Origin of the sequence: Nocardia sp. CC227C (assembly GCF_030767025.1) — a bacterium.
GTDB lineage: Bacteria > Actinomycetota > Actinomycetes > Mycobacteriales > Mycobacteriaceae > Nocardia.
Genome location: NZ_JASITE010000012.1, coordinates 19,652 through 32,570 on the forward strand (window position 1 = coordinate 19,652; position 12,919 = coordinate 32,570).

At 70.6% G+C, this 12,919-nt stretch carries 12 protein-coding genes; 7 read left to right on the top strand and 5 right to left on the bottom strand.

What is annotated here, in order from left to right; genetic code table 11:
* Nucleotides 1–68: 68 nt before the first annotated feature.
* A complete protein-coding gene (locus QMO76_RS23340) occupies nt 69–830 on the top strand; it encodes a 3-hydroxyacyl-CoA dehydrogenase (RefSeq protein WP_306363468.1) in 762 nt (253 codons plus the stop codon).
* A 172-nt stretch (nt 831–1,002) separates the two neighbouring features.
* On the opposite strand, the gene QMO76_RS23345 is transcribed toward QMO76_RS23340, so the two are convergent.
* The 3 genes from QMO76_RS23345 to QMO76_RS23355 all read right to left on the bottom strand — a co-directional run bounded on the left by QMO76_RS23345 (nt 1,003) and on the right by QMO76_RS23355 (nt 4,959).
* Nucleotides 1,003–2,202, bottom strand: a complete 1,200-nt coding sequence (locus QMO76_RS23345; protein WP_306363469.1) for a Cmx/CmrA family chloramphenicol efflux MFS transporter — start codon at nt 2,200–2,202, stop codon at nt 1,003–1,005.
* A 189-nt stretch (nt 2,203–2,391) separates the two neighbouring features.
* Complete coding sequence (locus QMO76_RS23350; protein ID WP_306363470.1) at nt 2,392–2,964, bottom strand: TetR/AcrR family transcriptional regulator; 573 nt, start codon at nt 2,962–2,964, stop codon at nt 2,392–2,394.
* 45 nt (nt 2,965–3,009) lie between these two features.
* Nucleotides 3,010–4,959 (bottom strand): glycoside hydrolase, encoded by a 1,950-nt coding sequence (locus QMO76_RS23355; RefSeq protein ID WP_306363471.1) that lies wholly within the window; start codon nt 4,957–4,959, stop codon nt 3,010–3,012.
* 76 nt (nt 4,960–5,035) lie between these two features.
* Between QMO76_RS23355 and QMO76_RS23360 the strand changes: the two genes are divergently transcribed.
* The 3 genes from QMO76_RS23360 (at nt 5,036) to QMO76_RS23370 (ending at nt 7,632) form a co-directional block, all read left to right on the top strand.
* The gene (locus tag QMO76_RS23360) at nt 5,036–5,701 is read left to right on the top strand and encodes a response regulator transcription factor (protein ID WP_306363472.1); all 666 of its coding nucleotides are present in this window, start codon (nt 5,036–5,038) and stop codon (nt 5,699–5,701) included.
* Nucleotides 5,698–7,074: a cell wall metabolism sensor histidine kinase WalK gene (locus QMO76_RS23365; RefSeq protein ID WP_306363473.1), complete on the top strand. Its 1,377-nt coding sequence runs from the start codon at nt 5,698–5,700 to the stop codon at nt 7,072–7,074. The genes QMO76_RS23360 and QMO76_RS23365 overlap by 4 nt, the downstream gene beginning before the upstream one ends.
* A 138-nt stretch (nt 7,075–7,212) precedes the next feature.
* Nucleotides 7,213–7,632 carry a DUF4254 domain-containing protein gene (locus QMO76_RS23370; RefSeq protein WP_306363474.1) on the top strand — a complete coding sequence of 140 codons (420 nt, stop codon included), beginning with the start codon at nt 7,213–7,215 and terminating at the stop codon, nt 7,630–7,632.
* Between the two features lie 3 nt (nt 7,633–7,635).
* On the opposite strand, the gene QMO76_RS23375 is transcribed toward QMO76_RS23370, so the two are convergent.
* Nucleotides 7,636–8,676 carry an AraC family transcriptional regulator gene (locus QMO76_RS23375; RefSeq protein WP_306363475.1) on the bottom strand — a complete coding sequence of 347 codons (1,041 nt, stop codon included), beginning with the start codon at nt 8,674–8,676 and terminating at the stop codon, nt 7,636–7,638.
* A gap of 314 nt (nt 8,677–8,990) precedes the next feature.
* Between QMO76_RS23375 and QMO76_RS23380 the strand changes: the two genes are divergently transcribed.
* Nucleotides 8,991–9,794 carry an SDR family oxidoreductase gene (locus QMO76_RS23380; RefSeq protein ID WP_306363476.1) on the top strand — a complete coding sequence of 268 codons (804 nt, stop codon included), beginning with the start codon at nt 8,991–8,993 and terminating at the stop codon, nt 9,792–9,794.
* A gap of 22 nt (nt 9,795–9,816) precedes the next feature.
* Here the strand turns inward: QMO76_RS23380 and QMO76_RS23385 are convergent, their stop codons facing one another.
* Nucleotides 9,817–10,983: an alpha/beta hydrolase gene (locus QMO76_RS23385; RefSeq protein ID WP_306363477.1), complete on the bottom strand. Its 1,167-nt coding sequence runs from the start codon at nt 10,981–10,983 to the stop codon at nt 9,817–9,819.
* 289 nt (nt 10,984–11,272) lie between these two features.
* Here QMO76_RS23385 and QMO76_RS23390 point away from each other — a divergent pair, with 289 nt between their 5' ends.
* Together QMO76_RS23390 and QMO76_RS23395 are read left to right on the top strand one after the other, a co-directional pair.
* Nucleotides 11,273–12,124 (top strand): ABC transporter permease, encoded by an 852-nt coding sequence (locus tag QMO76_RS23390; RefSeq protein WP_306363478.1) that lies wholly within the window; start codon nt 11,273–11,275, stop codon nt 12,122–12,124.
* Nucleotides 12,124–12,918 carry an ABC transporter permease gene (locus QMO76_RS23395; protein ID WP_306363479.1) on the top strand — a complete coding sequence of 265 codons (795 nt, stop codon included), beginning with the start codon at nt 12,124–12,126 and terminating at the stop codon, nt 12,916–12,918. The genes QMO76_RS23390 and QMO76_RS23395 overlap by 1 nt, the downstream gene beginning before the upstream one ends.
* The last annotated feature ends 1 nt before the right edge of the window (nt 12,919 follow it).

Here is a 12,919-nt window from a genome sequence, read left to right on the forward strand (position 1 = left end):
CGGGGTACCCCCCTTCCGCGCCAGAAGCCGAGAATCTACATTAACAAGACCTAGTTACAGGAGGTTTTGTGAAGACAGCAGATACCGTCGCGGTGGTTACCGGCGGCGCTTCCGGACTCGGCCTGGCCACCGTGCGCGAGCTGCACGGCGCCGGCGCTTCGGTCGTCATTCTCGATCTTCCGTCGTCCGACGGCAAGGCCGTGGCCGAGGAACTCGGCGAGCGCGCGGCGTTCTCGCCCGGCGACGTGACCAGCGAAGCGGACGTCACCGCCGCGCTGGACGCTGCCGCCGGGCTCGGCACCCTGCGAATCGCGGTGAACTGCGCCGGAATCGGCAATGCCATCCGCACGGTGAGCAAGCAGGGCGCGTTCCCGCTCGACGCCTTCACCAAGGTGGTCAATGTCAACCTGATCGGATCCTTCAATGTGATCCGCCTGGCGGCCGAACGCATCGCCGCCACCGAGGAGACCGACGGTGAACGCGGCGTCATCGTCAACACCGCCTCCGTGGCCGCCTACGACGGCCAGATCGGTCAAGCCGCCTATTCGGCCTCCAAGGGCGGCATCGTCGGCATGACCCTGCCGATCGCGCGCGACCTGTCGGGCTACAAGATCCGGGTGAACACCATCGCACCCGGTCTGTTCCGCACCCCGCTGTTCGCGACGCTCTCCGATGAGGCCATCGCCTCGCTGGAGGCGCAGGTGCCGCATCCGTCGCGGCTGGGCGACCCCACCGAATTCGCCGCCCTGGTGCGCCATATCGTGGAGAACCCCATGCTCAACGGCGAGACCATCCGCCTCGACGGCGCGATCCGGATGGCCCCCCGCTGATCCGGCACCCGTCGTCCCCCGGACCAGGAGGTCCGGGGGACGACGGGCTCCCACGGGGCGTCGCGACTACGACAGGAAGCTCCCCCGGATCCACGTGCCGGCCGCGTTACCGGCGGCGGCCGGGCTCGATCCGGTGCCGTCGGCCGAACTCGATCCGGCGCGACCGCGCCCCCTACGCGCGCACCGATATCGGTTCCGCGCCCAGAGCGGCGGCGCTGTCGGCGGGCACGGCGCGTGCGGCGAGCACGCTCGACCAACCGACCACGGCCAGCGCGGCGGCACCGAGCACCACACCGATCCAGGCGAGCGCCGGATAGTCCCAGTGCGCGCCCAACGCCAGGCCGCCCAGCCACGGGCCGACGGTGATGCCGACATTGAACGCCCCCACATTCCCGGCCGCACCGAGGGTCGACGCACCCGGTGCGAGAGTGAAGACACGGCTGTTGAGCACCGGGTTGACGCCGAAACCGAACGCGCCCAACAGGAATACCAGGATCACGACCGGCACGACGTGGTGCGCGGTGAGCGCCAGCAGCGCCGAGGCGACGGTCAGGCCGGTGATCCCGACGGTGAGGCTGCGCAGCGGATGGGCGTCGGCGGTGCGACCGCCCACCATGATTCCCAGGCAGCTGCCGACGCCGTAGACGGCCAGGACGACGGGCACCCACCCCTCGGCCAGTCCGGTGAACTCGGTGAGGAGCGCGCCGAGGTAGCCGAAGGTGACCATGAGCGCGGCGGTGGCCAGGGCGGTGGTGGCGTAGAGCAGCCAGACCGGCAGGGTGGCCAGGGCGCGCACCTCGGTGCGCACGCGCGGCGCCACGGTCGGACGCACGTCCGGAATCTTGGCGATCACACCCGCCATGGCCGCGATCGACAGCACGGCCACCGCCCAGAACGCGGCCCGCCACCCCAGATGCTGCCCGATGACCGTGCCCGCGGGCAGGCCGACCACGGTCGCCACGGTGAGACCCCCGGCCACCACACCCAGGGCGCGCCCGCGCGCGTTCTCCGCCACCAGGCCGACGGCGGTCGCCACGGCCACCGACCAGAATCCGGCGTAGACGAAGGCCGCGACCACGCGGGTCGCGAACAGCACTGCGTAGTCGGAGGTGAGCGCGCCAACGACGTGCGCGGCGGCGAAGACGGCCAGGAAGGCCAGCAGCGCGGTGCGGCGTGGCCAGCGCAGGGTGGCGACGGCCAGGATCGGCGCGCCGATGAGCATGCCCACCGCGAAGGCGGAGATGAGCAGTCCGGCCTGAGGGACGGAAACGCAGAGGTCACTTGCCATTTCGGTGAGCAGCCCGGCGATCATGAGCTCGGAGGTGCCCTGGGCGAATATGGACAGGCCCAGGATGTAGACGGCCACTGGCATCGGAGCTTTCCCTTCGGTTGTTCGACCGTGCATTTTGGATCAATCGGTTCAAAATGAGGGCGGCACGATCCGCGCGGGTCGCCACCGGGCGAACCGCGCCGGTTCCACGTCGGATCGGGCGATGGCTACGTCGGATCGCGGCGTCGAGCCGCCTCGTCGCGGCGCAGCGACGCGAGCATCAGCGCCGATTCACAAGCAGCTCAACGCCACCTCGGCAATGGCGGCCAGGGCCGCCCGGTCGGCACCGCCCCGGGCGGCCACCCGCATGCCGCCGATGGTGGCGACGATGAACCGGGCCAGGTCACGGGGATCCCGATCGCCGCCGAACTCCCCCGCGCGCCGCCCCTCTGCGATGGCGGCGGTGAGGGCGCGCAGCCGGCGCTCCTCGTCGGCGCGCAGCAACCGCGCGATCTCCGGATCGCGTTCCCCCAGTTCGACGGTCGCGTTCACCACCAGGCAGCCCAGCGGGTCGCCCTCCGGGGCGTCGATGATGGCGTCCAGCAGTCGCGCGATCCGATCCCGCACCGACCCCGGCCCGTCGAGCACCGCGAAGGTATCGGCGTTCTTGTCGGCCATGTACCGCCGCAGCGCCCGCTGGAACAGATCGTGCTTACTGCTGAAGGTGTTGTAGATACTGCTGCGCCCCAATCCGGTGGCGGCGCAGAGTTCCTGGGTGGAGGTGCCGTCGTAGCCCGCGCGCCAGAAGGCCCGCATGGCGGCGTCCACCGCCCGTTCCTCGTCGAACTGCTTGGGTCGCGCCATGGGGCGACGCTAACACATTTTGGATAGCTTGGTCCAAAACGGGAGTCACTCGGCCGGGCACAGTCGGCGCGCGGTGGCGTCGCCCGCCAGCGCGGCGTCCACACAACCACCCGGCAGTCCGTCGAACTCGGCGGTGCCGAAATTGGCGGTGACGGTGAGGACGCCGTCGCCGAAGACGGTGCGCTGCACCAGGTGGTCGTCGGTGAGCCAGCCGAAATCCGTCATCGGGAGGGTGCCCGCGGCCTCGTGCAGGGGCGCGAAGAAGCGTTGCAGGCGCGCGAGTTCGGGGCCGCGCTCGACCAGGGCGTCGCCGTCGAGGACGAAGTTCAGCGGGGTGTTGTTCAGGATGGCGGTCAGCGCCCGCATCGTCCGCTGCCGCGGCAGTTTGTCGTAGGACAGCTCCCAGCGATCGGTATTGACGATCGAGTCGTGCAGCACGGTCTCGTACAGCGGCACCCGGTAGGCCGGGTCGAACATGGCCCGCGCCAGATGGTCGGGCAGGACGACCGGCTGGAAGTAGGTCCGCGGCGCGGTCGCGGGCGCGTAGCCGCCCCAGACCGCGCGATCACGCTGGAATGCCCAGAGCCGATCCGAGACCGGGGTCTGCCCGCCGTGGTCGAAGTCGAGCACCGGCGCCGCCCAGGCGCCCGCCGATTCCGAGCCGAGCACCTGACCGCGGTCCTCGGCGAGCCAGCGCAGACGAGCGAGCCGATTGTCCCGGTCCCGGTGCCGCGTCATGGGGTGATCGGCACTGTGGTCGTCGAAGAACTCTCCGGCCGCGTCCACATCGAGAAAGTAGGTGTTCGCGCCATTGCCGGTGACCCGCTCGTACCGGTCCCGATAGAGCTCCGGATCCTGTCCCAGCGCTTGTGAACTCAGGTAGCAGCCGCGGCCGCCGAAACCCGTCTCGGGGGTGCCGTCGGCCGTGCGCACGCAGCCGTCCGGCCAGGTGGAGCCCGGCCACCGGGAGCCCGGATTGTCGGCGGTCGCCGGATCCTGCGCGTTGGCCCACGAATCATAGGGCCCGGCAAGATATCCGGCGTCCTTCGCGGCGGTGACGGCCGCGGCGCTCATGGGTGTGTCGTCGGAGTCGTAGCCGAGCCACATCCGGGTGACACCCAGTCGCCGCAGGCGCTCGACGGCCTCGGGCGTGCGGGCGTCACCCCACACGTAGGCGTGGAACGCGCCGAGCAGGCGGGCCACCTCCGGATTGCGCGCGATCTTGTCACGCAGCGAACGGAATTCGCCGTGCCGCAGCAGCCAGTCGCGATAGTCCCGCGCGGCGGCCACCGGAGAATCGCCGGTGAGCGCGAAGGTGACCGTGTAGTCGCGGGTGTCGCCGCGATAGTCGAAATCGTGTGCGGCGGCGGCCAGCAGGCGACCGTCCACCGACCGCACCGTGAGGGTGCTGCCGATATCGGTGGGCACCAGGTAGCTGATCCCGCGGCCGTCCAGCCGGTAACCCCAGAACGGCATGGTGAGCCCGGAGGTGAGTGCGAGCGGACTGTCCACCAGTCCCGCGTCCGGCCCGTTCCAGAACGGATCGCGGACCGGCAGCGACAGGCCCTCGCCGCGCGGGATCTGCACGGACCGCGCATCGGGGTCGCCACCGGTGACAGGCCAGACCAGGCGGCCGGTGCGGGCGCTGTGCACGATCACGCGCAGGCGGCCGTCCTCCGCACCGGCGCTGACCGTCCACCCCCGGTCGGGGTAGCTCCACCGGGCGGTGTCGCCGTCGGTCCGCACGGCGCTCACCGGTCCCAGCCCGGCGGCGGGCCCGGACAGCTCGATCCGCCGCCCGCCGGTCTCGGCGGCGACGGCCAACGAGGTCGCGTCGATCTCGGCCGTCCCGCCGCGCACCGTGATAGCCACGCGATCGCCGTCCACGCGTGGCGCGTTCGTCTCCGCGGTGCGCGCGCAGGCCGCGGATCCGGTCACGACCAGTCCGCACAGCATCGACAGCACCCATATCCGTCGGGGTTTCCGCAGTCTCATGACCGCCACGCTCACGGTCTCCGATGAGAGTTCGATGAGAACGCCCAGCTCGTGGCCGTCCGTATGATGCCGTGGCATGCGGGTGCTGGTGGTGGACGACGAGGCCGCGGTGCGCGACGCCCTGGTGCGGGCCATGGCCGCGGAGGGCTACGACACGCGCGGGGTGGGCGATGGCGCGAGCGCCCTCACCGCGATTGCCGACTGGCAGCCCGGGGTGGTGGTGCTGGATATGGTCATGCCGTTCCTGGACGGACTGGCCGCCTGCCGCGCGCTGCGGGCACGCGGCGACCGCACCCCGGTCCTCATGCTCACCGCCCGCGACGCCGTCGCCGACCGCATCGCCGGACTGGATGCCGGTGCCGACGACTACCTGGTCAAACCCTTCGATCTGGACGAACTGCTGGCGCGGGTGCGGGCGCTGGTGCGGCGCACCTATCCCGCGGACGGGGCGGTGCTGTCCTGCGCCGATCTGGTCATGGACACCACCGCCCACACGGTGCACCGCGGCGGACGCGCCATCGAGCTCAGCCGAACCGAGTTCGCGCTGCTGGAGGTCCTGCTGCGCAATGCCGGACAGGCGCTGCCCCGCGAAATGCTGGTGGAGCGGGTCTGGGGGCGAACGGCGACCTCGAATTCGCTCGAGGTCTACATCCGCTATCTGCGCCGCAAACTCGATATCGACGACCTGCCGCCGCTGGTGCACACCGTACGCGGGATCGGCTACCGGCTGGGGCGGATGTGAGGCGGCTCGGACTGCGCGGCCGGATCGCCGCGTTCTTCGTACTGGCCATGGCCGCGGCGCTGGCGGGCATGGCGGCGGCGGCCTATCTGGTGGTCGGCCACCAGTTGCACAGCGCTCTGGACACCGGTCTGCGCCGGGAGGCCACCCGGATAACGCGGCAGTTCGCGGCCGAGCCCGCGGTGGCCGCCGTCTCCGGCCCCTGCCGCTACCTCGCCGCCCCGAGCTGTGTCCAGGTGGTGGCGGCCGACGGCGGCGTCGAATCGGATGCCGGGCCCGGCGACGCACTGCCGGTGGACGAGCGGACCCGCGCGGTCGCACGCGGCTCCGCGGCAGCGTATTTCAGCGACTTCACCCTCGACGGCCTGCCCATGCGCATGTACACCGCACCGCTGCGACCGGGCAGCGCCGTCCAGGTGGCCCAGCGCGCCGATACCGTCCCCACCGGGCAGCGCCGCGTCGGTCTCGCCCTGCTCGCGGCGGCGGGGGCGGGCACCCTGCTGGCCGCCGCCACGGGGATCCCGCTGGCGCGTCGCGCACTCGCGCCGGTCGAAACGCTCACCCGGGCAGCCGAACAGGTGGCGCGCACCCGAAACCCCGACCGGCACATCGCGATCACCGGATCCGATGAACTGGCCCGGCTGGCCGCCAGCATCAACACCATGCTCGACGAACTCGACGCGGCCCTCACCTCGGAACGGGATGCGCGTGCGGCACAACGGCGTCTGGTCGCCGACGCCTCGCACGAGCTGCGCACCCCGCTCACCGCCTTGCGCACCGATATCGAGCTGCTGCGCCGCGCCCGGCGGCTGTCCCCCGCGCACCTCGACGAGACGGCGGCCGCCCTGCGGGTGCGGGCGGAGGAGCTGTCCGGCCTGGTCACCGATCTCATCGACCTCGCGCGGGACGACGATCCGACCGCGCCCCGGGAGCCGTTCGAGGATCTGCGCGCGGACACGCTGGTGCGGGACTGTCTCGACCGGGCTCGAAGACACTGGCCCGCCATCGCTTTCGACACCGAACTGGAACCGACCACGGTGTACGGCAGTCCCGAGCGGCTGGCCCGCGCCGTCACCAATCTGCTCGACAATGCCGCCAAGTTCAGTCCGCCGCACGGCACGGTCCGGGTGGAGCTGGCCGGCCGATGCCTGTCGGTGCGCGACAGCGGTCCCGGTATCGCGCCGCAGGATCTGCCGCATGTCTTCGACCGCTTCTACCGCTCCCCCACCGCCCGTTCGACATCCGGCCACGGTTTGGGGCTGGCCATCGTGGCCCAGGTCGCCGCCGCACACGACGCCCACCTCACCGTCGACTCCGAAGTCGGCCACGGCGCGGAGTTCCGGCTATGCTTCCCCGGGGCACACTCCGGGCACTGATCGCCCGCAATCCGCTGGGGCGGCACGAGATTCGACCATCCGCCGCGTCGGGTGCACCACGTATACACCGCGAGTTCACTCCGGACGACTTATCATTCACTCCCCCGCAGGGGGCCGCGGTACCGGATCGGAGTTGCCATGCTTGCCAGAAACACCCTGCGCCGCACCTTCATTCCGGATTGGCACGAACTACTGGCGGCCTTCTGCGGCCATATCGGCGAGCGGCCCGGCACCCACCCCATCACCCGCTGCGCCTTCGCGCTGGCGCAACTGCACCTGGTATCGCAGGGCCATCCCCAGCACGCCGGTGAGATCGACGGTGCCCGCGCCGAACTCATCGCCGATATCGACGAGTGGGTGCACCGCAATATTCCGCGCGCCGCGCAGCGCCGCGATTCCTTCGGCACGGCCGTCGACCGCATGGCGGCGGCGCAGGTGCACGCCAATACCGTGCTGCGCACCGCCGCCAGCGCCTCCGACGAACGCGTCCACACCGCCTGGCACCGGCTGGCGACGCTCGCCGACGCCTGGAACGACCGCATTCACGGCCTCGCCTGACCGCTACACCAGGGCCGGTGCCCGGGTGGCGCGCGACCCGCGGGCACGGTATTCCTGTGGCGGACAGCCCTTCCAGCGCCGGAAGGCGCGGATGAACGAGGCCGCCTCCGCGTAGCCGAGTCGAGCGGCGACCTGTTCGGTGGTCATCTCGGTGTGGTCGAGCAGTTCCTCCGAGAGCGTCTGGCGGACCTCGTCCAGCAGTGCCCGGAAGGAGGTGCCCTCCTCGTGCAGCCGGCGCGACAGCGTGCGCTGGCTCATGTACAGCTGGGCGGCCACGGCGGTCTGGTCCGGAATCCGCGCCGGATCGCGCACCAGCAGATCCCGGACCGCGCCCGCGACCCCGGTGCGCGCCTGGCGGCGGGACAGCAGTTCGCGGCACAGCTGCTCGCAGGTGCTGCGCACCCATTCGTTGGCCTGCGGCGGGGCGCTGTCGAGACAGGCGCTGTCGAAGGCGATCTCGTCGACCGGGTGGTCGAAAGTCGGCTCGATGCCCAGGATGTCACGGTATCGGGCGGTGTCGGCGGGGCGGTGGTGCCGGAATCCGATGCGGCGGACGGGAACCCCCGTGGTGAACAGTTCGCGGCCGAGCAGCAGCACACCCGTCATGACCCGTTCGACGAGGAAGGACCGCACATCGGCGGGCACCTCGTCATCGTCGAAGACCAGTCGCGCCTCGCCCTCGGACTCCTCGAAGGACAGCCTTCCGCCCGCGAAGGCCAGGTCGACGTAGCGCAGCGCCACATCCACCGCATCGCGCGGGGTGCGGCTGCCGATCAGGGTCAGACCCCACGGACCGTGCAGGCAGACGTGGTCGAGGCTGCCCGCCGCCACCCCCAGCCCCGGTTCCCGGCCGAAGCGCGCGAGCAGGGTGCGCATGACCGCGAGTTCCTGGCCCGCCGTGATTTCCGCGCTCGGATCGACCAGCGCCGTCGTCGGCAGTCCGGTGCCCGCCAGGCAGTCCGCCGCGGGCATCCCCCGTTCCTCGGCCAGTCGTGTCAGAACGCGCACCCCGGAGGTATTCCGCAGCAGATCCCAGTCGAACATGTACCCGTACCCTCATCGCCGTCGAACTGTCCCAGCGGGTTGGCGACAGATGTCAACACCAACCGTTCCCTGTGACGCAACCTACAAAATGAACGGTGGTGTACACAAGACCGGACGCCAACTGACCCAGACCGCTACATCGCCAGTGATACCGGACAGACCGGAGGAAAATCCCCCCGATCAGGGGATACTGCGCAGCGGACCGCGCTTTCTGTCTCAGTCACTCGCATCCCGGCTGCCGAGAGATCGTCCCCCGAGATCGTCCACCCCGGCCCAGTAGGGTGGGGCGCACACCTGAACACGAGGAGGTCGCGGTGCAGGAAACCGCCGTCGTCACCGGCGCATCGTCCGGAATCGGGAAGGCCACCGCGGCGGCGCTGGCGGCACGCGGCTACCGCGTGATCGGCACCAGCCGCCGCCCCGAGGGCATACCGGACGCCGATCGCGTGCCCGGCGTGGAGTACCGCGCACTCGACCTCACCGACGACGCCTCCATCGCGGAGTTCGCCCGCGGGCTCGGCCCCGTCGACGTGTTGATCAACAATGCCGGGGAGAGCCAGGCCGGACCGCTGGCCGAACTGCCCGGCGAGGCGGTGGCGCGATTGTTCCGGCTCAATGTGCTCGGACCCGTCGCCCTCACCCAGGCCGTACTGCCAGATATGCGCGAACGGCGCCACGGCCGGGTGGTCATGATCGGCTCGATGCTCGCGAGTTTCCCGATGCCGTACCGCTCCTCGTATGTGGCGACCAAGGCGGCGCTGCGCGGCTTCGCGACCGCCGCGCGATTCGAGGAGTCGCCCTTCGACGTCTGGATCACCACGGTCGAACCGGGCCAGATCGATACCGGCCTGCGCGAGCGCCGCACCAAATACCTCGACGAAGGCTCCGCGCACACGGCGGATTTCACGCGCTTCATGACCGCGTTGGATCGCAAACAGTCCGAAGGCAGCACGCCCGAGCGGGTCGCGGAGACCATCGTGCGGGCCGTCGCGGCGGATCGACCGAAACCGCTCTACGCCGTGGGCAGCAACGCGCCGCTGCTGTTCGCGGTGCGGCGGCTGCTGCCACGCACGGTCATGGAGAAGGCCATCGCCGCCGCGCACGGCCTGAAGCGCTGACCCGACCCGGAAACGGCACCGCTCAGTTCGGCCGGACGTGCCGGTCCAGGAACCGGCCGAAGACGTGCCGGGACAACTGCGTACCCCAGTCACCCCAGTTGATGTCGTAGCCGTGCTCCCCGTACGGAATCGACAGCAGCTCGTGCGCCACACCGGCCGCCGCGAGCAGCCGGGCCAGCTGGACCGACTGGGCGTGCGACACCACATGATCGCGGGTGCCGTGCATGAGCAGGGTCGGCGGCAGCCCCGGCCGCACGTAGCTCACCGGCGCGGCCGCCGCGTAGCGCTCGGGCACCTGCTCCGGGGTGCCGCCGGTGTAGTCACGCAACAGCTCCCGCGTCCCCGCGACCAGGTCCGGATCGTGCCAGCCCGCCCGCAGATCGGTGGCCGGGTAGAGGGCGGCGACCGCCCGCACCGCGGTATCGGTGACCGCGCAGCTGGGCTGCACGCCGTCGTCGGAATACGCCGCCACCAGCGCCAGATTCCCGCCCGCCGAGGCGCCCGCCGCCACGACCCGCTCCGGGTCGAGACCGTAGCGCTCGGCGTGCTGCTTCACCCAGCCGATCGCGCACTTCACATCGGCGGGCGCCTGATCCCAGCGCGGCGGCGGGCTCAACCGGTAGTCGATCGCGAAGACGGCGTAGCCGCGCTCGTTGAGCCACCGGTGCCAGCGGGGCGACTGTGCGCGGTCGCCCTCGGCCCAGCCGCCGCCGTGCACCCACACCACCGCGGGACGCGGTGAATCCGGGGTTCCCGGCGGCAGTTTCACGTCGAGCAGCAACTCCCGCCCGTCGATGACGTTGTAGCCGACCCCGAAGCGCGGATCCAGCGATCCGGTATTCGATCCCGCGGTGATGTACTCGCCGAACGACAGGCTCGCCCCCTGCCGTTGCGCCTCCCGCCAGGACGCCGCCAGCGGCACCACGGCGGCCGCCGTACCGACCACGCACACCAGTGCGGTGAGCGCACCCAGCCAGCGAACCAGCGCGTGCCCGCGCAACCGGGCCAGCAGCGCCAGGCCCGCGCCGGCGATGCCGAGCGGAATCAGGAAGAGCCCGTAATCGCTGACCACCGCCGACAGCCGCACCAGCGGATCTGATATCGGGTAGCGGGCGATGACGTAGGTGCTCATTCCCATTACCGCCGCGATCAGTACCGCCACGACGGCGAATAGCCAGCGAACGATCATGCGCGCTATTAATTCATGCCGCGCCGCGCCCGACGCGACGGCACGCCGACAGAAACCGCCATTCCGGTAACAGTGTCGAATTGCGCCGCGCATTACGGCAATAAGCCACGAACGTCTCCGTTAGCCTCGAAAGCGGATACTCCGCGCGGCCCGCCGGAGCACCGGCGAACGACGGGTCCGCACCTGCGTCGGCCGTGTCGCCATTCCGCCTCCCCGCCGACGCCTGTCTCAGCGAGCGGGTGTCGAGGGAGTCACCGCCTCGGCACGGGAACCGAGGGAAGGAGCGGCCGTGCAGCCCGAGTCCGCACTCCCACGCGGCGAGACCGCCTCGGCCCTACGGATCATCCGGAACAACTTCTCCGACACCGCGATATCGAGCCTGCGCACCTTCGGCCGCACGGTGGACCTGGCCGTCGAAGCGGTGCGCGGCGCGGTCGGCGACCTGGTGGCGCGCACCTTCCCCTGGCGCGAAATGCTGCACCAGGCTTGGTATCTCATCACCGTCACCGCACTGCCCGCCATTCTGATGGCCATCCCCTTCGGCGTGGTGGTCTCGGTGCAGGTGGGCAATCTGATCCACCAGCTCGGCGCGGATTCACTGCTGGGCGCGGCCGGTGGCCTGGGCGTCATCCAACAGGGCGCGCCGATCGCCACCGGGCTGCTCCTCGGCGGCGCCGGGGCCTCTGCCATCGCCTCGGATCTGGGGGCGCGCACGGTGCGCGAGGAGATCGACGCCCTGCGCGTCATGGGTATCGACCCGGTGCACCGACTCGTGGTGCCGCGGGTGGCGGCCATGCTCTTCGTCGCGCCGCTGCTCAATATCCTCATTGTTTTCGTGGGCATTCTGGCCGGATACGGGGTGGCGATCGGTGCGCAGAATGTGACGCCCGGAAGTTACTGGGCGACTTTCGGCGCGTTCACCGTTCTCGCCGACGTCTGGATTTCTCTCGGCAAGGCAATGCTTTTCGGATTCATCGTGGTGATCGTGGCCTGCCAGCGCGGACTGGAGGCCCGGGGCGGGCCGCGCGGCGTCGCCGACGGCGTGAACGCGGCGGTGGTGCTGTCGGTGGCGGCCATCATCGTGGTGAATCTCGCCATCACGCAGGTGGTCACGATGTTCCTGCCCATGCGGGTGGCGTGATGCGCCCGCTGGAGAACACCGGATTCGCGGTCGGCTTCGTCTGGCAGGCACTCGCCGGGATTCCGGTGACGCTGGCCCGGTATCGCGCGCAGACCATGCGCACCATCACCGATATGACGTGGGGGCGCGGCTCTTTCATCGTCGGCGGCGGCACGGTGCCGATGCTGGTGGTCCTCGGCATCGCCATCGGCGCGGGGGTCGGCATCCAGTCCTTCGCCGCCCTGGACCTGCTCGGGCTCGGCTCGGTCACCGGCGTGGTGTCGGCCTTCGCGAACACCCGCGAACTCGCGCCCATCGCCGCGGCCGTGGGATTCGCCGCGCAGGCGGGCTGCCGGATGACCGCCGAGATCGGCTCCATGCGCATCTCCGAGGAGATCGACGCCATCGAATCCTTCGGCCTGCGCTCGGTGCCGTTCGTGGTCACCACCCGGGTCATAGCCGGGGCGGTGGCGATCGTGCCGACCTTCCTGATCGCGCTCATCCTGTCGTATCTGGCCTGCGATACCGTGATCGTGCTGCTGCACGGTCAGGCGGGCGGCGTCTACGACCACTACTTCTTCCAGTTCACCAGCGGCTACGACATTGTCGCGGCGGTGGTGAAGATCCTGGTGTTCGGCGTCGCGGTCATTCTCATCCACTGCTATTACGGCTTCTTCGCCTCCGGTGGGCCGGAGGGTGTCGGCATCGCCTCGGGGCGGGCGGTGCGCGCCAGCTTCGTCGCCATCGTCGGGCTGGACATGGTGCTGACGCTGCTGCTGTGGGGCGTCGACTCGGCCATCGAGTTCCCGGGGTAGC